Here is a 23,557-nt window from a genome sequence, read left to right on the forward strand (position 1 = left end):
TTCTGTTTTATTTTTTGGCCAGGTACTGGGCATCGTCGAACAGCGACACCCATTCGGGCCGGTAGATCACCATCAGGGTCACCACCATCCCGGCCAGCCATCCCTCGGAAAAGCCAAGCAGCAAAAAGTACGGCAGGTAGTCATCAAAGAGGACGGGGAACGGGTAGATCCCGGCGCCGCCCAACGCCAGCAGTACCGCCAGGCCGGTGAGAAACACCACCAGGGCCGAGCCGAAGAAGCCGTTGGCAAAGATGAAGACAAACACATTCTTGGGCAGGTAACGGTCGCCCAAGCGAAACAATCCCCAACTCAGTCCCACCGGCAGCGCAGCCATCAGTACCGCGTTGAGGCCAAACGCCTCCCAGCCCGCCGCGCCATTGAGGGTCACCGCCGCCAGCACCGTGGTCAGCCCGAGGAAAGCCAGGGATGGCCCGACTTCGAGGGTGAACACCATGGCGCCGAGCAGGTGCAGGGAAAGGCCGGGCAGAACCCCGGCCTTGAGGCTCCACAGCAGCATCAAGGCGACGATGGAGCCGAGCCAGACGTTGCTGCGTCCGCCCTCGGTCAAGCTGCGCCAGGGGGCCCGGCGCAGCGCCACGAGCAGAATCAGCACGAACAGCCCCCAGCCGGCGCCTATCCAGGCGCCGCCGAGGAGACCGTCCGGCAGATTCATGGCCTTGGCCCAATGACCGGGTCGGGCGTTTCTTCCCGTTTACAGGGAAGCGGTCAGCTGCGGCACGGCCTCGAAGAGGTCGGCCACCAGGCCATAGTCGGCCACCTGGAAGATCGGAGCTTCCGGATCCTTGTTGATCGCCACGATCACCTTGGAATCCTTCATGCCGGCCAGGTGCTGGATCGCGCCGGAGATGCCGACGGCGATGTACAGCTCGGGAGCGACGATCTTGCCGGTCTGGCCGACCTGATAGTCGTTGGGCACGAAGCCGGCGTCCACCGCGGCACGGGAAGCGCCCAGGGCGGCACCCAGCTTGTCGGCCAGGGGTTCGAGCAGGGCCTTGTAGTTGTCGCCGTTGCCGACACCGCGGCCGCCGGAGACGATCACCTTGGCGGCGGTCAACTCGGGACGCTCGGACTTGGTGATCTCGCGACCCACCAGCTTGCTCTTGCCGAAGTCGGCAGCAGCAGCCACCGGGGCGACGCTGGCAGCACCGCCGTCAGCAGCGGCGTCGAAAGCGGTGGTACGCACGGTGATGACTTTCACCGCGTCGGCGGACTTGACCGTGGCCAGGGCGTTGCCGGCGTAGATCGGGCGGACGAAGGTATCGGCACCTTCAACCCCGACGATGTCGGAGATCTGGGCCACGTCGAGCAGGGCGGCAACACGCGGCAGGGCGTTCTTGCCATTGGCGGTGGCGGGGGCCAGCACGTGGCTGTAGCCGCCGGCCTTGGCCACGTCGACGATCAGGGCGGCCAGGTTCTCGGCGGTCTGATCGGCGTAGTGGGCGGCGTCGGCCAGCTTCACCTGGGCCACGCCGGCCAGCTTGGCGGCTTGGTCGGCCACGGCGGCGCAGCCGGCACCGGCCACCAGCACGTGGATATCGCCGCCGATCTTGGCGGCAGCCGTCACCGCGTTGCGGGTGGCGGCCTTGAGTTGGGCGTTGTCGTGTTCGGCAATAACGAGAATGGCCATTTAGATCACCTTCGCTTCGTTCTTGAGCTTTTCCACCAGCTGGGCCACGTCGGCCACCATCACGCCAGCCTGGCGCTTGGCCGGCTCGGCCACCTTGACGGTGGTCAGGCGGGGGGCCACATCGACGCCCAGGTCGGCCGGCTTGACGGTGTCGAGCGGCTTCTTCTTGGCCTTCATGATGTTGGGCAGAGTGGCGTAGCGCGGCTCGTTCAGGCGCAGGTCGGTGGAAATCACCGCCGGCAGGGCGAGTTCGAGGGTTTCCAGGCCGCCGTCCACTTCGCGGGTCACGGTAGCCTTGTCGCCGGCCACCACGACCTTGGAGGCGAAGGTGGCTTGCGGCCAGTTGGCCAGGGCGGCGAGCATCTGGCCGACCTGGTTGGCGTCGTCGTCGATAGCCTGCTTGCCGCAGATCACCAGCTGGGGCTGTTCCTTGTCGGCCAGGGCCTTGAGCAACTTGGCCACGGCCAGGGGCTGCAGGTTGTCGGCTTCGTCGGCGCTGGTTTCGATCAGGATCGCCCGGTCGGCACCGATGGCCAGGGCCGCGCGCAGGGTTTCCTGGCAGGCGGCGACGCCGGCGGAGACGGCCACCACTTCGGTGGCGATACCGGCTTCCTTGAGGCGCACGGCTTCTTCAACGGCGATTTCGTCGAAGGGGTTCATCGACATTTTCACGTTGGCGATATCCACGCCCGTGCCGTCGCTCTTGACCCGCACCTTGACGTTGTAATCCACCACTCGCTTGACTGGTACCAGGATCTTCAAGACTTTCTCCTCACAAGTGTCCTCTGTCCGAGGTAAACGCAATTGCCCATGCTACCCCGGCAAACGCCCCTTTGCATGCCTTGTCGCATCGCGAGGCCCCCCGTGGCGCCCGCCCTGTCTTGGTTTGACAGCGCATGGAGCTCCCCGGACAATGAGCCCATACCTTGCGGTATGGATTCGCATACGGTACCGTATGGAAAAAAGCGCGTCAAGCAATAGCCGGCGCCATAATCTTCCCCAACCATTCACCGGGATCCTCCATGCCCCAGGAACGCGCCAAACCCCGCACCTCGCTGGACCGCAACGACTGGATCCAGGCTGCCCTGGAAGTCCTGGCCGAGAAAGGCCTGGACGGCCTGCGCGTGGAAGTGCTGGCCAAAAGTTTCGGCGTCACCAAGGGCAGCTTCTACTGGCACTTCAAGGATCGCCAGGATCTGCTCTCGGCCGTGCTGACCCTGTGGAAGGAAGGGCGGATCAAGGACATCATCAAGCAGACCACCGCTGCCCCGGGCCGCGCCCTGCCCCAGATCTACCACGTCATCGAAGTCTATTCCGCCGCCCGCAGCCGCAAGGGCATGAACATCGAGCTGGCGATCCGCGACTGGGCCCGCCGCGATGCCGAAGCCGCCGCCGTGGTCGAGGAAGTGGACCGCTGGCGTCTCGAATGCGCCAGCCGCCTGTTCATCGAGTGCGGCCTGCCGGAAAAGGAAGCCAAGAGCCGCAGCCTGCTGCTCTACGCCTACGTCTTCGGCCAGAGCCTGATGGTGTTCGACAAGTACGACGCCAACGTCCCCGACCTGCAGGCCTGGATTGCCGACGTGATCGCCCGGGCCCCAACCATTCCCGAAACGACCTCCCCATCATGACCACTTCCCTTACCCACGTCTGCGTCTATTGCGGCTCCAACCCGGGCGCCAGGCCCGAATACGCCGAGGCCGCCCGCGAACTGGGGCGCACGCTGGCCGAACGGGGGCTGACCCTGGTGTACGGCGGCGGCAACGTGGGGCTGATGGGCATCGTCGCCGATGCAGCACTGGCCGCCGGCGGCCGGGTCGTGGGCATCATTCCCCAGGCCCTGGTGGACAAGGAAGTGGCCCACTTCGGCCTGACCGAGCTGGTGACGGTCGCCAACATGCACGAACGCAAGCTGGAAATGGCCAACCGCTCCGGCGCCTTCATCGCCTTGCCCGGCGGCATCGGCACCCTGGAAGAATTGTTCGAGGTGTGGACCTGGCTGCAACTGGGCTTTCATACCAAGCCGATCGGCCTGCTCAATACTGCCGGCTACTACGACCACCTGCTCAGCTTCATCGACCACCAGGTGGCGGAACGCTTTCTCAAGCCGCACCAGCGCGACCTGCTCCAGGTCAGCCCCAGCCCCGCGGCCCTGCTCGATCTGGTGGCCAAGCATCGCCCCGAAGCCGGCGACAAGTGGTACACCGGTCGCGAACTGGCCTGAGCACGGCGCCCTGCCGTCATGCCAGACAGGTGTTTATTCCAAAAACAGAATTTCACCTTAACGTAACCACGCAGCAAGCAACACAACACCCCTCCCAACAAAGCAAAACATTGGTTACGAATTTGCTTTGTCATGTATGATTAAAACAATCAATAAGTACTTTCACCTATAAATTTGGTGAATTGCCTATAAAAACAACAAGGCAATTGTGTGCGTACTTAAAGAAAAAGAGCCGGCACTTGCCGGTCATGTGAGCAGGCGCAGCACCAGATTGCGCCGCTCGCCCATCCCGCCGAGATCTCTCCATGAAGGTAAACCTGCCCGTTACCGGGGTTGAGCGCATGCTCAGCCCCGGCCGCCCGATCGTCACCAAGACCGACCTCAAGGGCTGCATCACCTACGCCAACGATGCCTTCGTGCAGATCAGCGGTTTTTCCGCCGCCGAGCTGATCGGCCAGAACCACAACGTGGTTCGCCACCCGGACATGCCGCCGGAAGCCTTCGCCGACCTGTGGAGCACGGTCAAGGCAGGTCTGGCCTGGCGCGGCCTGGTCAAGAACCGCTGCAAGAACGGCGACCACTACTGGGTCGAGGCCTACGTCACCCCCATAACAGAAGGGGGCCGCACCGTCGGCTACATGTCGGTGCGCTCCAAGCCCGGGCAGGCCGAGGTCCAGGCCGCCGAATCGCTCTACGCCGCGGTGCGCCAGCAGCAGGCCCGTCTGCCGGCCACGGCTACCCAGCGCCACCGCCTGTCGATCAAGCAATCCCTGGTCGCTTTCTCCCTGGTGCTGGCGGCCCTGCCCCTGATCGCCACCACCCTGCCCGCCCCCTGGCTGCTGACCATGTCGGTCGGCAACACCCTGGTCGCCCTGATCTTTGCCTGGTGGCTGCTGAACAACGTGCGCCTGCCGTTGAAGCAGGCCAACGCCATGATCCGCGAACTGAGCGAAGGCCGTCTCAACGCCGCCTTCGCCCCCCAGCACCGCTTCAAACTCAACCGCCTGACCATGCGCCTGCAATCGCTGCGGGTGAACCTGCGGGCGATCTTTGCCGATGTGCTGGCCCACAGCCGCCAGGTCGAAGAGGAAGCCCACTCCATCGAAACCCAGATCCAGCGCATTACCACCGCCGCGCGGCAACAGGCCGAACACGTGGAATCGGTGAGCGTGTCGATGGAAGAGCTATCGGCCGCCTCGGCGGACATCGCTTCCCATGCCGGCGACAGCTATCGCCTGGCCGAAGAAGCCCTGGCCGAAGTCGATAACGGCACGGCCCAGATGGCCGAAACCCGCGCCGTCTCGCAGCAGGTGCTGACCGTGGTGGAATCGCTGCGCGGCCAGCTCGACAGCCTGGGCCAATCGGTCGGCCAGATCGGTTCCCTGAGCGACGCCATCCGCGAAATTGCCGACCAGACCAACCTGCTGGCGCTCAACGCCAGCATCGAAGCCGCCCGGGCCGGCGAAGCCGGACGCGGTTTCGCCGTGGTCGCCGACGAGGTGCGCAAGCTGGCCGAACGGACCAGCAACTGCACCGGCGACATCGCCGCCACCCTGGTCGCCGTCGGTCGGGAATCCCAGGCCGCCCTGGCGACCATGGGCGAAGCCGCCGTCGAAATCCAGCGCAGCGGCAGCCAGATCGAACGCTGCGACCAGAGCCTCGCCTTGATCCGCAGCGCCAGCGAATCGGCGCGACGGGCCAGCGAAGAGATCCGCTCGATGCTGCAGCAGCAGGCCACCCTGACGGAAGGCATCGCCCAGACCATGGAGCAGTTCCGCCAGAATCTGGAACAGGGGGTGGAAAACGTGGAAGCGGTGGGCGGCTCGGTGACGGTGCTGGCCCGCACGGCAGACGAGCAGTACCAGTTGATCCGCCACCTGGAAGGGCAACTGGGCTGAGAAGCGGGGCGACGCCCGAGACCCACGGCCGCCGCAACGGTAGCAGCGGCAGCAACTGTAGCAACGGCGGCCGCGGCCGCCACCTCCCCCGCTAGGCGCGACGCGCCTGGAGCAGCTGGAACACCTGGTCGAGCACTTCGGTGCACTGGCCGAGGGCTGCCTCATTGATACCCGCGAGCAATTCGCGGCTGAAGCCATCCAACTCCAATTGCAGCCCTTCGGTCAGGGCCAGCCCCTCGTCGGTCAAGGACAGCAGCTTGCTGCGCCGGTCTTGGGGGTCCGGACTCCGGAGCACCCAGCCCTGGCGCTCCAGCCGGTCGAGCAGGCGCACCAGGGTCGGCCCTTCGATGGCCAGCCGGCCCGCCAGCTCGGTCTGGTTCATCGGCGCGTGGCGGTTGCGCAGGATCAGCAAGGCACGCCAGGTGGCCTGGGACAAGCCAGTGGGTTTGAGGCGCTGGTCGAGGGCCTGGCGGTACAGGGAAGCGGTGCGGTGCAGCAGGAAGGCAAAGCGTTGAGGCAGGTTGTCCATGTCCCATTTCTCCCGGAACGAGCGGATAAAGTCTTGTCACAATAATTAGCTTGTTAACTATTTCACCAACAACTTATCATCATCCCACTGGTCCGACAAGTACGCTTCCGTTACGAACGCCATGGATTCTTCCCGCCCTCCCGCTCCCCATCCCCGCTCCCTCGCCGCCCTCCGGGCACGCCATGGCGACGCCTACAAGTGGCGCCTGCTCATCGCCATGTCGGTGGGCATGGTGGCTTCGGTGATGTCGGCCACCATCTTCAACGTGGCCACGCCCCACCTGATGCGCGACTTCGGCCTGGGCCACGACGCGGTGCAGTGGGCGGTGACCGCCTACATGGCGGCCATGACCGTGGCCATGCTGCCCACCGCCTGGCTGATCGACCGCTTCGGCTTTCGCCACGTTTTTCTCGGCGCCTTGGCGATCCTCGGCATCGGCAGCATCGGCGGCGCCCTGAGTCCGGCCTTCGGCGTGGTGGTGGCGATGCGCATCCTGCAAGGGCTGGCCGCCGGCATGCTGCAACCCATGTCCACCCTGATGGTGCTGCGCGCCTTCCCCCTCGAAGACCAGGGCCGGGCCATGGGCCTGCTCGGCTTCGGCATCGTCCTGGCCCCGGCGGTGGCGCCGGTGCTAGGGGGCTTTCTGGTGGACCACTTCGGCTGGCGGCCGATCTTTTTGATCGTGCTGCCCGGCTGCATCCCGGCCCTGATCATGGGCCACTTCCTGATGCCCCTGCGCGACGTGGATACCCCCTCCGGCCTGCCGCCGCGCCATGGCTTCGACTGGTGGGGCCTGGGCCTGCTCGGCACCGCCATCCTGGCCCTGTTGCAGACCGCCAGCGGCCTGCACGCCCACGGCTTCGCCTCCCTGCCGACCCTGGCCGGGGTGGCCATCGCGGCGGTGACCCTGGCCCTGTTCGCCCGCCATTCCCGGCGCGTGCCCGGGGCCCTGATCCAGGCCAGCATCTTCCGCGACCGGCCGCTGCGCGTCGGCACCGTGGTGGCCTTCACCTACGGCCTGGGCCTGTTCGGCTCCACTTACCTGCTGCCGGTGTTCATGCAGACCGTGCTGCACTTCAACGCCACCTCCGCCGGCCTGGTGCTGCTGCCCAGCGGCCTCGCCCTGGCCCTGATGATGCCGGTGGCGGGCAACCTGACCAACAAGCTCGCTACCCACCGCCAGACCGCTTCCGGCATGGCCCTGTTCGCTCTGGCCTTCTTCATGTTCTTCGCCGTGGCCTATGGCGAGCACCCGGCCTGGCTGGCCGCCGGCCTGACGGTAGCCGCCGTGGTCAGCCGCATCGGCCTGGCCCTGACCCTGCCGGCGCTCAACATCGGCTCGCTGCGCACCCTGCCCAAGGACAAGACGGCACAGGGCTCCAGCCTGACCAACTGCGTGCGCCAGGTGGGCGGTACCCTGGGCATCAGCCTGGGAGCCGTGTTCGTCGAGACCCGCAGTCAGATGCTCGGCGGCGGCAACGGCGCCGAGCACGAGGCCTTTGCCGAAGCTTTCCTGATCATCGGCGTACTGTTCGTCCTGGCCACCGTGATCGCCCTGGGCATGAAAGCAAAAACCGCCCAGTCCGAAACCGTTTCGGAGTGAGCGGTAAGGCTGGGTCAGGAATAGCGGTGGGGTGCCGGGGCGAAATCGCCAGAGGGATTTTTTAGACTAACCGGAACGCCGCACCAGTGCTTGGTCTCCAGGCCCCCTGCCCGTAACGCAAGGATTGGCGCGGTTCTCCAGGCATACCCCGTGAAAGTCCGCGCCAGTCCTAGGGTTTAGGCAGCCACTCGAAAGCGGCCCCGCATCGTCGGCAGTCAATGCCGGATCACCGCCCCTTCCACGCCGCCGGACTCGCGATGATTTTTCAGCCTGGCCGGAACGCCGCGCCAGTACTTGATCTCCAGACATGCTGCCCGCAGCGCAAGGATTGGCGCGGTTCTCCAGGCATACCCCGTGAAAGTCCGCGCCAGTCCTAGGGTTTAGGCAGCCGCTCGCAAGCGGCCCCGCATCGCCGGCAATCAACGCCGGATCAGCAGCCCTTCCACACCGCCGGACGCTTGGCGATGAAGGCGTCGATGCCCTCAGCCACGTCCTCGGCCATGGCGTTGCAGGCCATCACCTCGCCGGCCAGCTGGTAGGCGGACTCCAGGCCCATTTCCAGCTGGCGGTAGAACATCTGCTTGCCGGCGGCCACGGCCACCGGGGTCTTGGCGATGATGCTGGCGGCCAGCTTGTCCACCTCGGCGTCGAGCTGCTCCAGGGGCACCACCCGGTTCACCAGGCCCCGCTCCTTGGCCTCGGCGGCCGAGATGAATTCGCCGGTGAGCAGCATCTCCATGGCCTGCTTGCGTCCCAGATTGCGCGACAGCCCCACGCCGGGAGTGGCGCAGAACAATCCCACGTTGATGCCCGAAACGGCGAACTTGGCCACGTCGGCCGCCACCGCCAGGTCGCACATCGACACCAGCTGGCAACCCGCCGCGGTAGCAATGCCATGAACCCGGGCAATCACCGGCTGGGGCAGCTTGGTCACGGTCATCATGACCTTGGTGCACGCCTTGAACAGGGCCTGCATGAAGGCCTTGTCATGGTTGGCGCGCATTTCCTTGAGATCGTGCCCGGCACAGAATGCCTTGCCGTCGCCGGCCATCACCACCACCCGCACCTTGGGGTCCCGGCCAATGGCATCCAGTTCGGTCTGCAGGGCGGCGAGCATCTCCTTGGACAGGGCGTTGAACTGGCTGGCGCGGTTGAGGGTGAGCGTGGTCAGACCGTCAGGACGGTCTTGGCGTAGGACGTAGGGGATGTTGGTCATGGGTTGTCTCCTTTTGCTCTTCTGATGAAAGCAGGCTTTCTCTAATGAAACGCCCCGGGAAATAAAGCCCGGGGCGTTTCTATTCACAAGCCGCTAACGCTTATTCAAACGCCGCCGTCGACTTCGCCCGATCGCGCAGCACGAACTTCTGAATCTTGCCCGTGGAGGTCTTGGGCAGGGCGCCGAAGATCACGCGCTTGGGCACCTTGAAGCGGGCCATGTGCTCGCGGCAGAACTCGATCATCTCTTCTTCCGTGGCGTTGCTGCCTTCACGCAGTTCGACGAAGGCGCAGGGCACTTCGCCCCACTTCGGGTCGGGAGTGGCCACCACCGCCGCGGCCAGCACTGCCGGGTGCTTGTAGAGGGTGTCTTCCACCTCGATCGACGAGATGTTCTCACCGCCGGAGATGATCACGTCCTTGGAGCGGTCCTTGATCTTGACGTAGCCGTCGGGCTGCATCACCGCCAGGTCGCCGGTGTGGTAGTAGCCGCCGGCGAAGGATTCAGCGGTGGCCTTCTCGTTCTTCAGGTAGCCCTTCATCACCAGGTTGCCACGGAACATGATCTCGCCCATGGTCTCGCCATCCCAGGGCACCGGGGCCATGGTGACGGGGTCGAGCACGGTGACGTCTTCCTGGCCGTGGTAGCGCACGCCCTGGCGGCCGTTGAGGGCCACCTGGTCGGCCAGGGGCAGGCTGTCCCATTCGGTGTGCTTAGCGCACACCGAGGCCGGGCCGTAGGTTTCGGTCAGGCCGTAGACGTGGGTGATGTTGATGCCGATCTTGGCCATGCTCTCGATCATCGAGGCCGGCGGGGGGGCCGCGGCCACCAGGCCGGAGACGCCGTGGGTGATGCCTTCGCGCCATTCGGCCGGGGCGTTGGCGATCATGCTGTGCACGATCGGGGCGCCGCAGTAGTGGGTGACCTTGTTCTCGCGCATCAGGGTCAGGATCAGCTTGGCGTCCACCTTGCGCAGGCAGACGCTGGTGCCGGCGTTGGCGGCCATGGTCCAGGGGAAGCACCAGCCGTTGCAGTGGAACATGGGCAGGGTCCACAGGTACACCGAATGGGGCGGCATGCCCCAGGAGACGATGTTGGACACGGCGTTGAGATAGGCGCCCCGGTGGTGGTAGACCACGCCCTTGGGGTTGCCGGTGGTACCGGAGGTGTAGTTGAGGGAGATGGCGTCCCACTCGTCGTCGGCGCCGCGCCAGGCGAAGTCCTCGCTACCGGCGGCCAGCAGGGCCTCGTAGTCGATCTCGCCGAGGCGCTCGCCCGGGCCGGTGTATTCCGGATCGTCCACGTCGATCACGGTGATGGCGCGGCCGAGCTTTTCCAGAGCCCCCTTGACGATGTGGGAGTATTCCTTATCGGTGATGAGGATCTTGGCCTCGCCGTGGTTGAGCATGAAGGCCACGGCTTCCGGGTCGAGCCGGGTGTTCAGGGTGTTGAGCACGGCACCGGTGACGGGCACGCCGAAGTGGCACTCGTACATCTCCGGGGTGTTGTTGAGCATCACCGCCACGGTGTCGCCCTTCTGGATGCCGCGGGCGACCAGCGCCGAGGCCAGGCGCTTGGCCCGGGCGAAGGTCTGGCTCCAGGTATAGCGGCGCTGGCCGTGGATCACCGACAGCCGGTCCGGGTAGATGTAGGCCGACCGTGCGATGAAGGTCAGCGGAGTCAGCGGAACGTAGTTGGCCTGGTTTTTTTCCAGACCGATTTCGTAGATGTTTTGGGCCATACGCAATCCTTCGATCCCTATTTGGATTCTGAATACTTAATTACGAAGCGAGCTTCGAACTATACCGTCCCTTCCTTACTTCGTCCTTGCGTCACGACAAACAGATGCATCGGCGCCGTCGAAACGGGCCAGCATTGCCGCGGCATCCCGCGCCAAGGCGTCCGCCGCCTGCACCAGGGCGGCCACCCCACCCCGGGCATCGGCGCTGGGCGCGGCAATGGCGTAGGCCACGTCCTGCCCGGCGAGGGTCTTGCGCCGTGGGTCGAGCACCGTCATGCGCCCGGCCAGGCGGGCCTGGCTGGCCTGGGGCGCCGTGAAGGTCTGCTCGAACAGATCGACCTCCACCCGCACCAGGCAACCGCCCTGCCCCGCCGCGCCAAGCTGGCGCCGCAGCCGCGCCGCCAACAACTGGGACGGGGCCGCCGCCCAACGGCTCTGGGCGTAATCGCGGCGCCGGGTGGCGTCCTCATAGGCCAGCCGGTAGGTCATGGCCTCGCTGTCCATCCAGCCCGGCAGGCGCACCTCCACCGCCAGGGGATAGGGGCGCAGCGCCCCGGCGTCGGGCACCCCCAGGTCGAACGCCGCGACTGGCGCGGCGTTTCGGGTAGCACACCCGGAGAGGCCCGCCAGTAAAAGGATTCCGAGCAGCATGCCCGGAAAGCCAATACTGGCACGGGGTTTGGCGAGGGGTGATTTTAACGGCATAAACGGCCTCGTAAAGTCGGGACGCTCAAAAGGGGTTCGCCCGCCCTGTAGTCGGCGGCCGCCGCCCTCACGGCGCAGTACCGCCGGCGGGCGCGGGCGAAGCGGAAAAGCCCGCCTCCCCCGGCCCCGGCGCCGCCGGCGGAGCGCCGAAGATCAGGCTCTGGGGGTTGCGCTCCAGGTGCTTGAGCAGCCGGTTGAGCTGGCGCACGTCGGTGGCCACCTGGCCGGCCAGTTCGTCCCAGCGCGGCGAGAGCACGCCGAAGCCGCTGCCGGCGGATTCTTCCACGCCCCGGTCGAGGCGCTCGGCCACGGATTGCAGGCGCACCGCCAGCTGCTGAGCCTCGCGCAGGGTGCCGGCGGCTTCCTGGGTGGCGGCGGCGGTGTTCTTGAGGGTGCTTTGCAGGGCGGCGACGTTCTCGGGCGAGACGGCGCTGCGCAGGCTGGCCAGGGTCGGTTGCAGCTCCCGGGTGGCGGCTTCCAGGTGGTCCAGGGTGGCGGTCATGCGCGCCCGGTTATCGTCGTCGGTGAGCTTGTTGAGGTTGGTCACCAGCTGGCGCACCTGGCGCAGCACGTCGGCACCGGAATCGGCCAGTTCGTCCACCAGGGAGGGCTTCATGGCGATCACCGCCGGGGCCTTTTCGGTGGACACCAGGGGCGTCGGGTCGCTGCCCGATTCTTCGAGCTGCACGTAGGCGATGCCGGTGATGCCCTGGTAGCCGAGCTTGGCGGTGGTGCCGCGGGTGAGCGGTACGTCGTCGCGGATGCGGATGCGGATGTGGATCAGCGCCGGATCGTGGCGGTCCAGGTCGATGCCCTGGACCCGGCCGACCCGGATGCCCCGGTAGCGCACCTGGCCCTGGGGATTGAGGCCGGTGACGTTGGCCCGGGTCTCGACCACGTAGTCCCGGGTCTGCTCCTGTTTGTTGCCGAACCACCAGAAGGCAAAGGCCGCGGCGATCCCGAGCAGGATCACGAACAGGCCGGCAAGGAGGGCATGGGCACGGTTTTCCACGGCAGGCAGTCGTCGTCAGGAAGTCAGGGTTGGGGGGCAGGCGCGCCGGCAAAGAAGGCCTGGATGAAGGGGTGGTCGCTGCGCCGCACCGCTTCCGGGGAGCCCACCGCCACCAGGTGGCCGTCGGCCAGCACCGCCACCTGAGTGGCGAGAGCCGACAGGGATTCCACGTCGTGGGTGACCATCACCACGGTGAAGTGCAGCGCCTCCTGCAGGCAGCGGATCAAGTGCACGAAACTGCGGCTGCGGTCCGGGTCCAGGCCCGAGGTGGGCTCATCGAGCACCAGCAGGTCCGGCTCCAGGGCCAGGGCCCGGGCCAGGGCGACGCGCTTGACCATGCCGCCGGACAATTCGGCCGGCATCAGGTGGGCGTGGTGCGGCTCCAGCTCCACCTGGGCCAGTTTTTGCAGCACCAGGGCGCGGATCAGGTCCGGGTCGAACCACTTCAGTTCGCGCAGCGGAAAGGCGATGTTGTCATAGACCGACAGGGCCGAAAACAGGGCGCCGTGCTGGAACAGCACGCCGAGGCGGCGCTTCAGGGCGCGGCGCTCGTCCCCGGGCACCCGGTACAGGTCGGCGCCGAACAGGCGCACTTGGCCCTGCCAGGGCGGCAGCAGGCCGACCATCTGGCGCAGCAGAGTGGTCTTGCCGCTGCCCGAGCCGCCGACGATGGCGCACACGCTGCGCCGCTGCACCTCCAGGGAAATACCCTGGTGGATGACGTGGCGCCCGTAGCGGGACCACACCTGGTCCAGGGCCACGGCGGGCGCCATGGTGGCGTGGGGGTCGCAGGCGCCAGTCATTGCTGGGGAATCCCGACTTCCCGGGTGAGCAGGGCAAAGATGGCGTCGGCCAGGATCACCACGGTGATGGCGGTGACCACCGAACTGGTGGTGCGGGCCGACAGGCTCTCGGTGTTGGGCCGCACCTTGAGGCCGAAGTGGCAGGCGATCTGGGCGATGAGAAAGCCGAACACGGCGCCCTTGGTCAGGGCGATCCACAGGTTGGGCACCGGCACCGCCCGGGCCAGGCCGTGCAGCAGGAAGTCGAAGGTCAGCCCCAGTTGCAGGTGGGCCGAGACCATGCCGCCCAGGAGGCCCATGGCCGAGGTCCACACCACCAGCAGCGGCATGGCCAGGGTCAGGGCCGCCACCCGGGGTAACACCAGGCGCAGGGTGGCGGGAATGCCCATGGTCGTCAGGGCGTCGATCTCCTCGGTCACCCGCATCACCCCGATCTGGGCCGTCATGGCCGAGCCCGAGCGCCCCGCCACCAGCACCGCGGCGAGCACCGGGCCGAGCTCGCGGATGATGGCCAGGCCCATGACGTTGACGATCAGGGGCTCGGCGCCGAAGTTGCGCAGTTGCAGGGCCGACAGGTAGCTGATCACCACGCCGACGAGAAAGCCCACCAGGGCGGTGACCGGCAGGGCCTGGGCACCGCTCTTGAAGACGGTGGCGGAAAACTCGCGGAACGGCGCCCGGCGCGGGGTGCGCAGCAGGCCCACGGCGTCCAGGGCGAGGCGGCCGAGCAGTTCGGTAAGCTCAATGAAGTTGCGCCCGGCGCGCAGCACCTGGTTGCCCAGGGCCTCGACCTCGGCGAAGGGCCGGCGCGGCGGTGGCGGCAGGGCATCGGGCACGGCGGCGGCCCGGGCGATGGCCAGGCGCTCTTCGTCCCCCAGGACCACCTCGGCCGGCCAGGCACGCCCCCAGGCGCGCCACAGCAAGGTGGCGGCAGCGCTGTCGAGGCGCTCCAGGCCGTTCAAGTCCCAGGGCAGGCGCCGTGCGGCGAAATCGGCCAGGCGGGCTTCGAAGGCGTTGCGCGGCAGGGGCTGGCGCAGCAGGTTGACCAGCGTCCAGTCGCCGGCGAGGACGATACGGCCGCCCTCTTCCTTGAGAACCAGGCCCCCGGTGGGCATTTAGGCGGCTTGGGTCAAGATCGGCGCCATCCCATCCGTCCCTGCCGAAACCCCTTCGACGGGCAGCACCGTGAGGTTGCCCGAGAGCTCGCCGCGCCCCCGGGATTTGAGGCGGAAGGTCAGGCCGACACCGCGCCAGGCATCCACTTCGTCGGACAGGGCCGCGGCGGTGAGGGGGTTGGCCGCCAGCCAGTCCCCCGGCAGTTCGAGCAAGAAGCCCTTGTCACCGGCGCGCACGCCCCATTCGCTGGGCGGTTTGCTTTCCCGGGAGCGCAGCAGGATGGTGGCCAGGCGCAGGGCGAACACCATCAGCCAGTTCACGTCGCCGTAGGGCAGCCCCCCCACTTTCTGCAGCTTGCCCTTGTGGCCGAGCACCAGCATCGCCAGGCGGGCCTGCTCCTTCTTGGAGAAGCCGGGCATGTCGGCGAAGGTGAGGATGTAGGCGCCGTGCTTGTGGTAGCCGTTGTGGGCCACAGACAGGCCCAGCTCGTGCAGCCGGGCCGCCCAGCACAGGAAGTGCTCGTCGTTGACGTGCTCCACCGGATGGGTGTCGGCGCGCCCCGGCGTCAGGGCACGGAACACGGTCAGCGCCACTTGCTCGACACGGGCGGCCTGGGCCGAATCGACCTGGTAGCGTCGCATGAACTGGGTGACCGTGGCATCGCGCATGTCGCTGTGGTGGAAGCGGCCGAGCAGGTCGTACAGCACGCCCAGGCGCAGCGCCCCGTCGGCATAGGTCATGCGTTCCAGGTTGAGCTCCTGGAACACCGCCATCATGATCGCCAGCCCGCCGGGAATCACCGGCAGGCGGTCGGATTTGAGGCCTTCCAGGTCCAGGGCGTCGAGGGAGCCGGCCTTGATCAGCAGGGCCTTCATGCGCTCCATGCCGGCCCGGGTGATGCCGACGGCGCCCCCCGGGTTGAGGCCGTTCAGCTCCAGCACGTCGGCGATTGCCCGGGCCGAGCCGGAAGAGCCCACCGCTTCCTTCCAGCCCAGACGCAGGTAGTCGTAGGCGATGGTCTGGATTTCCTTGCCGGCGGCCACCTCGGCCTCGCGGAAGCGCTTCTTGTCCATGCGCCCATCCGGAAAAAAACGCCCGGTGTAGCTGACACAGCCCATGAACAGGGATTCCATCGACTGGGGCTCGAAACGCTTGCCGATGATGAACTCGGTGGAGCCGCCGCCAATGTCCACCACCAGCCGCTTGTGCGGCACCAGGGGCAGGGAATGGGCGGCGCCGATGTAGATCAACCGGGCCTCTTCGCGGCCGGCGATGATTTCGATGGGAAAGCCCAAAGCCGCTTCGGCCTTGGGCAGGAACTCGGCGGCGTTCTTGGCCACGCGCAGGGTATTGGTAGCCACCGCCCGCACCTGTTCCGGGGCAAAGCCGCGGATGCGCTCGCCAAACTTGGCCAGGGCCGCCAGGGCGCGGCGCTGGGAGGCCTCGTCCATGTAGCGTTCCGGGGTCAGGCCCGAGGCCAGGCGTACCGCTTCCTTGAGGGAATCCAGGGTATAGATCTGGTCCTCGACTACCCGCCCCACTTCCAGGCGAAAGCTGTTGGACCCGAGGTCTACAGCGGCGATCAGTTCATTTTGCATGGCAGCACACGGCGCGCAGAATCGCTATGGGGAGGGAAACCGGCGCATTCTAACACCGGCGCTCCGGTTGCAAGGGCGACGAACGGCGCCTGGGCGAAACAGCAAAGTCCGCGCCAATACTAGCGTTCCGGCCAATGACAAAAAAACGCAAGCTGTCATCTGGAGGCAACAACCCTGTAACATACTTTGGCACGTGATCCACTTGCCGTCGTCTTCAACGTGTCTGCCACTGTCATGAATCGAGCCACCCTCACCCGCCGCTTTCCCCCGGAAAACTACCTGAACCGCGAACTGGGGCTGCTCGCCTTCAACCGCCGGGTGCTCGCCCAGGCGGCGGACGCCCGGATGCCCCTGCTGGAACGCCTGCGCTTTCTCTGCATCGTCTCTTCCAACCTGGACGAATTCTTCGAGATCCGGGTCGCCGGCCTCAAGGAACAGCTCAAGCTGGGCGCCACCAGCCGCACCACCGACGGTAAGACGCCCCGGGAGGTGTATCGCCAGGTCAGCCAGGAAGCCCACCGGATGGTCAATGAGCAGTACACCCTGTTCAACCAGGAAGTGCTGCCGGCCCTGGCCGCCGAGGGGATCTGCTTCCTGCGCCGGACCAGCTGGAGCAATGAGCAGCGCGAGTGGATCCGCGACTACTTCTTCCGCGAAGTGATGCCGGTGCTCACCCCGATCGGCCTCGATCCGTCCCACCCCTTCCCGCGCATCCACAACAAGAGCCTCAACTTCGCCGTGGAACTGGAAGGCCGGGACGCCTTCGGGCGCAACTCCGGCGTGGCCATCGTCCAGGCGCCCCGGGCCCTGCCCCGGGTAATCCGCCTGCCTTCCGAACTGGCCGGCTGCGAGTACGGCTGCGTCTTCCTCTCCTCGATCCTGCACGCCTTCGTTGGCGAGTTGTTCGCCGGCATGACGGTGCGCGGCTGCTACCAGTTCCGCGTCACCCGCAACTCCGACCTGTTCGTGGACGAGGAAGAGGTCAAGAACCTGCGCACCAAGATCCAGGGCGAGCTGCCCCAGCGCCACTTCGGCGACGGGGTGCGCCTGGAGGTGGCCGACAGCTGCTCCGAAACCATGGCTGAGTTCCTGCTCAACCAGTTCGCCCTGGCGCCGGACGACCTGTACCGGGTCAACGGCCCGGTGAACCTGGTGCGGCTGATGCAGGTGCCGGACTGGGTGGATCGCCCCGACCTGAAATTCCCGCCCTTCGCCGCCGGCTTTCCCAAGCCGCTGCAAAAGAAGCGCAGCATCTTCGCCGCCATGCGCGAGGGCGACGTACTGCTGCACCACCCCTACCAGAGCTTCGCCCCGGTGGTGGAACTGCTCGAAGAGGCTGCCGACGACCCCCAGGTGGTGGCGATCAAGATGACGGTGTACCGCACCGGCACCGACTCGGTGCTGATGAACGCCCTGATCCGCGCCGCCCAGAACGGCAAGGACGTGACGGCGGTGGTGGAACTGCTCGCCCGCTTCGACGAAGAGGCCAACATCAACTGGGCCAACAAGCTCGAAGAAGTCGGCGCCCACGTGGTCTATGGCGTGGTCGGCTACAAGACCCACGCCAAGATGCTGATGATCGTGCGCCGCGAACGGGACGAGGACGCGGGCCGCAGCCGCCTGCGCCGCTACGTGCACCTGGGTACCGGCAACTACCACCCGCGTACCGCCCGGCTGTACACCGACTTCGGCCTGCTCACCAGCAACGAGGAAATGGGCGCCGACGTCTCGGAAGTGTTCAAGCAGCTCACCGGCCTCGGCCGCGCCCAGGCCCTGCATCACCTGTGGCAGGCGCCCTTCTCGCTCCATTCCAACGTGATCGCCGCGATCAAGCGGGAAACCGAAGTAGCCAAGGCCGGCGGCCGGGGTCGCATCATCGCCAAGATGAACTCCCTGCTCGAACCGGAGACCATCGCCACCCTCTACGAAGCCAGCCAGGCCGGGGTGGACATCGACCTGATCGTCCGCGGCGTATGCGCCCTGCGCCCCGGGGTGAAGGGCCTCTCGGAGAACATCCGGGTGCGCTCGGTGATCGGCCGGCTGCTCGAACACCACCGCATCTTCTACTTCTGGGCCGAAGGCGAGGAAAACGTCTATCTTTCCAGTGCCGACTGGATGGAGCGCAACTTCTTCCGCCGCATCGAACTGTGCTTCCCGGTGCGCGACCCGCGCCTCAAGAAGCGCGTCATCGCCGAGGGCCTGCGCATGTACCTGGCGGACAACCAGCAAGCCTGGGAGATGGATTCCAACGGTGCCTATCACCGCAAGCGCCAGGGCCGGGCCAAGCCCCGCTCGGCGCAAAACGAGCTGATGGCGGCCCTGGGCGGGGTATAGCAAGGTATAGCAGGCCATACCGGCCTGACGCCCCAACACGAACGAGGAGCGTAGCGATGTTGATGAACAAGGTCACCGGGCGGGAATGGACGCCCACGGATTTTCCCGGCATCGAACGCAGCCTGTTCCGCAACAACCCGGAAGGCGGACGCTCGTCGGTCGTGCGCCTACGGCAAGGCGCCCGTTTCCCCCGCCACACCCACCAGGGCACCGAAGAAGTGGTGGTGCTGGTCGGGCGGATCACCATCGGCGGGGTGGAGCTGGAGGCCGGCGACTACCTCTTCACCAGCCCGGGCGAAGAGCACGACGTGGTCGCCCTGAGCGACGCCCAGATCTTCGTCTCGTCGCAGAAGGCCACGCCCCTTATTCCTGAATAAGCGCGGATGGGCGGCCCCGCACGGCGCTGCCGTTGCGGGTGCCGGCCGAAGGATGGGGACGACAGCCGCGCTGCACGACAGGCAAAGCGCGCAACGAGGACAACCCGACAGCAAAACGGGGAAAGGCGTGAGCCTTTCCCCGTTTTGATCGAACCGTCCGACACCTGGCGAAACCCCAGGACTGGCGCCATTCTTCACGGGTACCCCGTGGAACTCGGCGCCAGGCGTGGCATTCCAGCCTGTCCGCGGCCGGACTGCCCGGAACGCCTTATTTGGCCTGGGCCGCGTCCGGCAGCACGATATTGACTTCGAGCACCTCGAAGTTGCCCTGCTTTTCCAGGGACACCTTGATGTCGTCCGGATTGACCGAGACGTACTTGGAGATCACCTGGATCAACTCCTGCTGCAGCTTGGGCAGAAAATCCGGAGAGCCGGCGGACGCGTCGGTGCGTTCCCGGGCGATGATCAGCTGCAGGCGCTCCTTGGCCACCGACGCGGTCTTCGGCTTCTGGCCGAACAGCATGGAAAGCAGCGACATGGTCACTTCCCTCCGAAGATGCGCTTGAGCAGGCCCGGCTTTTCGTAATCGACGAAGCGCAGGGGCTTGTCCTCGCCGAGGAAGCGCGCCACCACGTCCTGGTAGGCGGCGGCCACGTCGCTGCCATCCATGTGGATCGCCGGGGTGCCCTGGTTGGAGGCCTGGAGGACGATTTCCGATTCCGGGGTGACGCCCAGCAGGGGGATGCGCAGCAGTTCCTGCACGTCCTTGTAGGAGAGCATTTCGCCGTCCTCGACGCGCTTCGGGCTGTAGCGGGTCACCAGCAGGTGCTCCTTGACCGGCTCGACACCGTCCTTGGCCCGGCGGGACTTGGACTGGACGATGCCAAGGATGCGGTCGGAGTCGCGCACCGACGACACTTCCGGGTTGGTCACCACGATCGCCTCGTCGGCGAAGGTCAGGGCCATCACCGCGCCGCGCTCGATGCCGGCGGGGGAATCGCACACGGCGTAATCGAAGCCCATGTGTTCCAGCTCTTTCAGCACCTTCTCCACGCCCTCTTCGGTGAGCGCGTCCTTATCCCGGGTCTGGGAGGCGGGCAGGATGAACAGGTTGTCGGTGTGCTTGTCCTTGATCAGCGCCTGGGAGAGGTTGGCCTCGCCGTTGAGCACGTTCACCAGGTCGTACACCACGCGACGCTCGCAGCCCATGATCAGGTCCAGGTTGCGCAGACCGACGTCGAAGTCGATGACCGCGGTCTTGAAGCCGCGCAGCGCCAGGCCCGAGGCAAACGCGGCACTGGTGGTGGTTTTGCCCACACCACCCTTGCCGGAAGTGACGACGATGACTTTCATGGGACCCCTTCTTATCAATGATTCAGTAATTTGGATTCAGTACAACCGGATGGAGCGGATAACGGGAACGGCGGCCGACTCAGCGCAGGTTGAGCGGCTCCAGCCGCAATTGCTGCTGATCGACATCGGCCCCGGCGAGACGGACCTGCACCGGCTGGCCGGTCAGGGTTTTTTCCGAACCGGGTTCGAAGGTCCGGTACACGCCGGCAATCGAGACCAGTTCAGCTTCGAAACAGGTGGTGAAGATGCGCGCCCCCACATCGCCCCGGGCACCGGCCAGGGCGCGGCCGCGCAACGGCGCATAGACGTGGATGTTGCCGTCGGCGATCACCTCGGCGCCGGGATTGACCATGGCCAGCACGATCACGTCGCCGCCCCGGGCATAGACCTGCTGGCCGGAACGCAGCGGCCGGTCCACCACCAGGGTGCCGGTGAATGCGGGGGCTGGCGCGGGGGCGGGTTCCGGCGCTGCCGGAGCGGGAGCCACTTCCGGCGTGGCGAACAGGTCGCCATTGACCGGCGCCTCGGCGGCCGCGACGGGGCTTTCCGCCTCGGCGGCCGCCCCGGCCTCGGCCGGGCCGGCCGTATCGGGGGATTGGGAGGAGTGGGCAGAGCGGGCGGCGGGCGCCGCGCGCACCACGGTTTCCACTTCCTCGGCGATCACCAGGCCAGCGGCCCGGGCCGCCTCGGCTTGGGCCGGCGACGCGTTGCGCACGGCGAACGGCGTGAGTTGGTGGCGGCGCAGCAGGGGCAGCAAGGTGCCCCAGTCGGGCTGGGCATCGGCATCGAGGCCGGCCAGATCGACCACCGTCGGATCGTGGCTGAAGAAATCGGGAGCGGGGCCGCACAGATCGGCCAGGGTGCGTTCCACCGCCGCCGCATCGGCGCTGCCCAGGGCGGCGTGGAGCACCGTCAGGGCCAGGGTGGAACCTTTGAATTCGAGAGTGGGGGCGGACTTCATCAGGGCCCTGAGCTTAAAAAAGGCGCCAGTCTAGCAGAGGCCGCGCGGCCCCACGGCCCGGCACGGCCATGGCGGCGGGACGGGGCAAGGCGAACGGCCGGACCAACGTCATCCGCGCCGCGCCCCCACCACGCCGTCCACGTCGTGGATCAGCTTCAACACCCGCTTCATTTGCGGCAGTTCGCCGATTTCCACGGTAAAGCCCATGTGGGCCTTGCCCTGCTTGGAGAAGGTATTCACGCCGATGACGTTGATCTTCTCCTTGGCGAAGATGTCGGAGATGTCGCGCAGCAGGCCCTGACGGTCGTGGGCGTCCACCACGATGTCCACCGGGAAGATGCCTTCCGGGCGGCCGCCCCACTCCACCTCGATCACCCGTTCCGGGTGCAGGGCCGAGAGCATGGCGAAGTTGGGGCAGTCGTGGCGGTGGATCGAGACGCCCTTGCCCCGGGTGACGAAGCCGCCGATGTCGTCCGGCGGCGCTGGCTTGCAGCAGCGCGCCAACTGGGTCAGCAGCTTGTCCACGCCGACGATCAGGATGCCCCGGTCGGTGGGTTCCACCTTGTTGCGCCGGCGCGGCGCCGGTTCGGCGTGGCGCTCTTCGACCGGCGGCTCCTGGCCGCGCACGGTGGCCTGGAACAGGCGCAGGCCCAGCTCGCCCCGGGCGGCGGCGATGTACAGGTCGTCGGCCTTGGCGAAGCCGAGCTTGCCCGCCAGCTCTTCCAGGTTGGCTCCGCCGGCGCCGAGGCGCTGCAGCTCCTTGGCGATGATGGTGCGGCCTTCGGCCAGGGTTTCTTCCAGGGCCAGGTTGGAGAACCAGGTGCGCACCTTGGTGCGGGCGCTCTTGGTGGCGATGTAGCCCAGGCTGGGGTTGAGCCAGTCCCGGGAGGGGCCGCCCTGTTTGGCGACGACGATTTCCACCTGCTGACCGGTCTGCAGCGGCGTATTGAGGGGCACCAGGGCGCCATTGACCTTGGCACCGCGGCAGCGGTGGCCCAGATCGGTGTGCAGCCGGTAGGCGAAGTCCACCGGGGTCGCGCCCTTGGGCAGATCCACCACCTTGCCCTGGGGCGTCATCACGTACAGGGTGTCGTCCAGGGCGGCCTGCTTGTAGTGCTTGACCCAGTCGGAGGAATCGGTGACTTCCTCCTTCCAGGTGAGCAGCTGGCGCAGCCAGGCGATCTTGTCGTCGTAGCCCTCGTCGCTGCGCTTGCTGCCTTCCTTATAACGCCAGTGGGCGGCGATGCCCAATTCGGCGTGGCGGTGCATTTCCCAAGTACGGATCTGCACTTCCAGGCTGCGCCCGTCGGGGCAGCGCACGGCCGTGTGCAATGAACGGTAGTGGTTGCCCTTGGGGTTGGAGATGTAGTCGTCGAATTCCTTGGAGATCGGCGTCCAGATGTTGTGCACGATGCCCAGCACCGTGTAGCAATCCTTGACCTCATTGACAATCACGCGCAGGGCGCGGATGTCGTAGACCTCGGAGAACTCCAGGTCCTTCTTGCGCATCTTGTTCCAGATGGAATAGATGTGCTTGGGTCGGCCATAGACCTCGGCCTGGATACCCACCGCCGCCACTTCCTTCTTCAGGCGCTCGGTGGCCTCGGCGATGAACTGCTCTCGCTCGACGCGCTTCTCGTCGAGCATCTTGGCGATCTTCTTGTAGGTTTCCGGGTGGAGGAAGCGGAACGACAGGTCCTCCAGTTCCCACTTCAGTTCCCATACCCCCAGGCGGTTGGCCAGGGGGGCGTACAGGTCCAGGGTTTCCCGGGCCACATGGGCGCGCAGCTCCTCGGGGCGGGAGGCGTAGTAGCGCAGGGTCTGGGTACGGGAGGCAAGGCGCAGCAGCACTACCCGGATGTCCTCGACCATGGAGAGGAGCATCTTGCGCAGCACCTCGACCTGGGCCTTCACTTCCTTGGGATTGGCCTCGGTGTCGGCAACGAAGTCGCGGGTGATGGGGCGCAGGCGGTTGAGGCGGGAAATGCCGCTGACCAGATGCACGACCTCGCCGCCAAAGTCGCTCTCGATGCGGGCCAGGCCATCCTGCTCGTGGCTGGGCACGGCGAACAGCAGGGCCGCCACGCGGCTGTCGCAGTCGAGTTTGAGCCCGACCAGGATCAGCGCCATCCCCAGGGCATGGGGCCAGACGCCTTCGCCGCTGCCGAGGAGGTGGTCGCCATAGGCCTGCTGGGCGAACAGGGCGGCGGCGCGCAGCCGCTCGGCCTCTTCGGGGCCGAGGCCCTCGCTCAAGGTGGCAAGGGTTTGATCGAAGTCGGCCTGAGCGGCGACGGAGTGAGCAACGGAAACCATGGCGGCAATTATACGTTGCCTCGCCCCCCGGCACACACGGCGTCCCGCCCGAGCGGGGCGTTTGGCGCGACAGGCCGTCATATTCCCGGCCGCCCCCCCCCCCCCGGGCCGGTACGGATTGCCGGCAGC

Annotated in this window: 21 protein-coding genes; 6 read left to right on the forward strand and 15 right to left on the reverse strand. The window is 66.6% G+C overall.

The window, feature by feature from the left end:
- Positions 1–7: 7 nt before the first annotated feature.
- Genes OTERR_RS09330 through OTERR_RS09340 form a run of 3 tightly spaced genes read right to left on the reverse strand, consistent with a single transcriptional unit; the run spans position 8 to position 2,410 of the window.
- Positions 8–673, reverse strand: a complete 666-nt coding sequence (locus OTERR_RS09330; RefSeq protein WP_149425585.1) for an energy-coupling factor ABC transporter permease — start codon at positions 671–673, stop codon at positions 8–10.
- A 39-nt stretch (positions 674–712) separates the two neighbouring features.
- Positions 713–1,648, reverse strand: a complete 936-nt coding sequence (locus OTERR_RS09335) for an electron transfer flavoprotein subunit alpha/FixB family protein (RefSeq protein ID WP_054621747.1) — start codon at positions 1,646–1,648, stop codon at positions 713–715.
- A complete protein-coding gene (locus OTERR_RS09340) occupies positions 1,649–2,410 on the reverse strand; it encodes an electron transfer flavoprotein subunit beta/FixA family protein (protein ID WP_054621748.1) in 762 nt (253 codons plus the stop codon).
- Positions 2,411–2,670: 260 nt separating this feature from the next.
- On the opposite strand from OTERR_RS09340, the gene OTERR_RS09345 reads away from it, so the two are divergent.
- The 3 genes from OTERR_RS09345 (at position 2,671) to OTERR_RS09355 (ending at position 5,767) form a co-directional block, all read left to right on the forward strand.
- Positions 2,671–3,276: a TetR/AcrR family transcriptional regulator gene (locus OTERR_RS09345; RefSeq protein WP_054621749.1), complete on the forward strand. Its 606-nt coding sequence runs from the start codon at positions 2,671–2,673 to the stop codon at positions 3,274–3,276.
- Positions 3,273–3,869 carry an LOG family protein gene (locus OTERR_RS09350; protein WP_149425586.1) on the forward strand — a complete coding sequence of 199 codons (597 nt, stop codon included), beginning with the start codon at positions 3,273–3,275 and terminating at the stop codon, positions 3,867–3,869. Before OTERR_RS09345 ends, OTERR_RS09350 begins: the two co-directional genes overlap by 4 nt.
- Positions 3,870–4,174: 305 nt before the next feature.
- Complete coding sequence (locus tag OTERR_RS09355; protein WP_149425587.1) at positions 4,175–5,767, forward strand: methyl-accepting chemotaxis protein; 1,593 nt, start codon at positions 4,175–4,177, stop codon at positions 5,765–5,767.
- Positions 5,768–5,858: 91 nt separating this feature from the next.
- On the opposite strand, the gene OTERR_RS09360 is transcribed toward OTERR_RS09355, so the two are convergent.
- On the reverse strand, positions 5,859–6,296 hold the full coding sequence (locus tag OTERR_RS09360) for a MarR family winged helix-turn-helix transcriptional regulator (protein WP_149425588.1): 438 nt from the start codon (positions 6,294–6,296) through the stop codon (positions 5,859–5,861).
- A 121-nt stretch (positions 6,297–6,417) separates the two neighbouring features.
- Here OTERR_RS09360 and OTERR_RS09365 point away from each other — a divergent pair, with 121 nt between their 5' ends.
- A complete protein-coding gene (locus OTERR_RS09365; RefSeq protein WP_149425589.1) occupies positions 6,418–7,899 on the forward strand; it encodes a DHA2 family efflux MFS transporter permease subunit in 1,482 nt (493 codons plus the stop codon).
- A 430-nt stretch (positions 7,900–8,329) separates the two neighbouring features.
- Here OTERR_RS09365 and OTERR_RS09370 read toward each other — a convergent pair whose 3' ends face one another.
- The 7 genes from OTERR_RS09370 to ppx form a co-directional block, all read right to left on the reverse strand.
- Positions 8,330–9,115: an enoyl-CoA hydratase gene (locus tag OTERR_RS09370; protein ID WP_149425590.1), complete on the reverse strand. Its 786-nt coding sequence runs from the start codon at positions 9,113–9,115 to the stop codon at positions 8,330–8,332.
- 100 nt (positions 9,116–9,215) lie between these two features.
- A complete protein-coding gene (locus tag OTERR_RS09375; protein WP_149425591.1) occupies positions 9,216–10,856 on the reverse strand; it encodes an acyl-CoA synthetase in 1,641 nt (546 codons plus the stop codon).
- Between the two features lie 75 nt (positions 10,857–10,931).
- A complete protein-coding gene (locus tag OTERR_RS09380) occupies positions 10,932–11,507 on the reverse strand; it encodes an ABC-type transport auxiliary lipoprotein family protein (RefSeq protein WP_187775208.1) in 576 nt (191 codons plus the stop codon).
- A gap of 121 nt (positions 11,508–11,628) precedes the next feature.
- Positions 11,629–12,573, reverse strand: a complete 945-nt coding sequence (locus OTERR_RS09385; RefSeq protein ID WP_149425593.1) for an MlaD family protein — start codon at positions 12,571–12,573, stop codon at positions 11,629–11,631.
- A gap of 23 nt (positions 12,574–12,596) precedes the next feature.
- Complete coding sequence (locus tag OTERR_RS09390) at positions 12,597–13,376, reverse strand: ABC transporter ATP-binding protein (protein WP_246154099.1); 780 nt, start codon at positions 13,374–13,376, stop codon at positions 12,597–12,599.
- Positions 13,373–14,491, reverse strand: coding sequence for an ABC transporter permease (locus tag OTERR_RS09395; protein ID WP_149425594.1), 1,119 nt, complete (start codon positions 14,489–14,491; stop codon positions 13,373–13,375). Before OTERR_RS09395 ends, OTERR_RS09390 begins: the two co-directional genes overlap by 4 nt.
- A complete protein-coding gene (gene ppx / locus OTERR_RS09400) occupies positions 14,492–16,090 on the reverse strand; it encodes an exopolyphosphatase (RefSeq protein ID WP_149425595.1) in 1,599 nt (532 codons plus the stop codon). It abuts the gene before it with no gap.
- A gap of 234 nt (positions 16,091–16,324) precedes the next feature.
- Between ppx and ppk1 the strand changes: the two genes are divergently transcribed.
- Together ppk1 and OTERR_RS09410 are read left to right on the forward strand one after the other, a co-directional pair.
- Entirely contained in the window at positions 16,325–18,424 is a 2,100-nt protein-coding gene (ppk1, locus tag OTERR_RS09405; protein WP_054621760.1) for a polyphosphate kinase 1, read from the forward strand.
- A 56-nt stretch (positions 18,425–18,480) separates the two neighbouring features.
- On the forward strand, positions 18,481–18,801 hold the full coding sequence (locus tag OTERR_RS09410; RefSeq protein WP_149425596.1) for a cupin domain-containing protein: 321 nt from the start codon (positions 18,481–18,483) through the stop codon (positions 18,799–18,801).
- Positions 18,802–19,069: 268 nt separating this feature from the next.
- On the opposite strand, the gene minE is transcribed toward OTERR_RS09410, so the two are convergent.
- The 4 genes from minE to OTERR_RS09430 form a co-directional block, all read right to left on the reverse strand.
- Positions 19,070–19,339: a cell division topological specificity factor MinE gene (gene minE / locus OTERR_RS09415; RefSeq protein ID WP_054621762.1), complete on the reverse strand. Its 270-nt coding sequence runs from the start codon at positions 19,337–19,339 to the stop codon at positions 19,070–19,072.
- Between the two features lie 2 nt (positions 19,340–19,341).
- Positions 19,342–20,154 carry a septum site-determining protein MinD gene (minD, locus tag OTERR_RS09420; protein WP_054621763.1) on the reverse strand — a complete coding sequence of 271 codons (813 nt, stop codon included), beginning with the start codon at positions 20,152–20,154 and terminating at the stop codon, positions 19,342–19,344.
- Between the two features lie 79 nt (positions 20,155–20,233).
- A complete protein-coding gene (gene minC / locus OTERR_RS09425) occupies positions 20,234–21,115 on the reverse strand; it encodes a septum site-determining protein MinC (protein WP_149425597.1) in 882 nt (293 codons plus the stop codon).
- Positions 21,116–21,223: 108 nt separating this feature from the next.
- Positions 21,224–23,428: a RelA/SpoT family protein gene (locus OTERR_RS09430; RefSeq protein ID WP_054621765.1), complete on the reverse strand. Its 2,205-nt coding sequence runs from the start codon at positions 23,426–23,428 to the stop codon at positions 21,224–21,226.
- Between the last annotated feature and the right edge of the window lie 129 nt (positions 23,429–23,557).

The organism is Oryzomicrobium terrae (genome assembly GCF_008274805.1).
Lineage (GTDB): Bacteria > Pseudomonadota > Gammaproteobacteria > Burkholderiales > Rhodocyclaceae > Oryzomicrobium > Oryzomicrobium terrae.

Bases quoted from the DNA above. Each gene is read 5' to 3' on its own strand.
- ppk1 (WP_054621760.1), top strand. From the start codon at position 16,325: ATGAATCGAGCCACCCTCACCCGCCGCTTTCCCCCGGAAAACTACCTG.
- OTERR_RS09380 (WP_187775208.1), bottom strand. From the start codon at position 11,507: ATGCTGCTCGGAATCCTTTTACTGGCGGGCCTCTCCGGGTGTGCTACC.
- ppx (WP_149425595.1), bottom strand. From the start codon at position 16,090: ATGCAAAATGAACTGATCGCCGCTGTAGACCTCGGGTCCAACAGCTTT.
- OTERR_RS09335 (WP_054621747.1), bottom strand. From the start codon at position 1,648: ATGGCCATTCTCGTTATTGCCGAACACGACAACGCCCAACTCAAGGCC.
- OTERR_RS09375 (WP_149425591.1), bottom strand. From the start codon at position 10,856: ATGGCCCAAAACATCTACGAAATCGGTCTGGAAAAAAACCAGGCCAAC.
- OTERR_RS09345 (WP_054621749.1), top strand. From the start codon at position 2,671: ATGCCCCAGGAACGCGCCAAACCCCGCACCTCGCTGGACCGCAACGAC.
- OTERR_RS09390 (WP_246154099.1), bottom strand. From the start codon at position 13,376: ATGACTGGCGCCTGCGACCCCCACGCCACCATGGCGCCCGCCGTGGCC.
- OTERR_RS09430 (WP_054621765.1), bottom strand. From the start codon at position 23,428: ATGGTTTCCGTTGCTCACTCCGTCGCCGCTCAGGCCGACTTCGATCAA.
- OTERR_RS09365 (WP_149425589.1), top strand. From the start codon at position 6,418: ATGGATTCTTCCCGCCCTCCCGCTCCCCATCCCCGCTCCCTCGCCGCC.
- OTERR_RS09350 (WP_149425586.1), top strand. From the start codon at position 3,273: ATGACCACTTCCCTTACCCACGTCTGCGTCTATTGCGGCTCCAACCCG.
- minE (WP_054621762.1), bottom strand. From the start codon at position 19,339: ATGTCGCTGCTTTCCATGCTGTTCGGCCAGAAGCCGAAGACCGCGTCG.
- minC (WP_149425597.1), bottom strand. From the start codon at position 21,115: ATGAAGTCCGCCCCCACTCTCGAATTCAAAGGTTCCACCCTGGCCCTG.
- OTERR_RS09355 (WP_149425587.1), top strand. From the start codon at position 4,175: ATGAAGGTAAACCTGCCCGTTACCGGGGTTGAGCGCATGCTCAGCCCC.
- OTERR_RS09370 (WP_149425590.1), bottom strand. From the start codon at position 9,115: ATGACCAACATCCCCTACGTCCTACGCCAAGACCGTCCTGACGGTCTG.
- OTERR_RS09410 (WP_149425596.1), top strand. From the start codon at position 18,481: ATGTTGATGAACAAGGTCACCGGGCGGGAATGGACGCCCACGGATTTT.
- minD (WP_054621763.1), bottom strand. From the start codon at position 20,154: ATGAAAGTCATCGTCGTCACTTCCGGCAAGGGTGGTGTGGGCAAAACC.
- OTERR_RS09395 (WP_149425594.1), bottom strand. From the start codon at position 14,491: ATGCCCACCGGGGGCCTGGTTCTCAAGGAAGAGGGCGGCCGTATCGTC.
- OTERR_RS09330 (WP_149425585.1), bottom strand. From the start codon at position 673: ATGAATCTGCCGGACGGTCTCCTCGGCGGCGCCTGGATAGGCGCCGGC.
- OTERR_RS09360 (WP_149425588.1), bottom strand. From the start codon at position 6,296: ATGGACAACCTGCCTCAACGCTTTGCCTTCCTGCTGCACCGCACCGCT.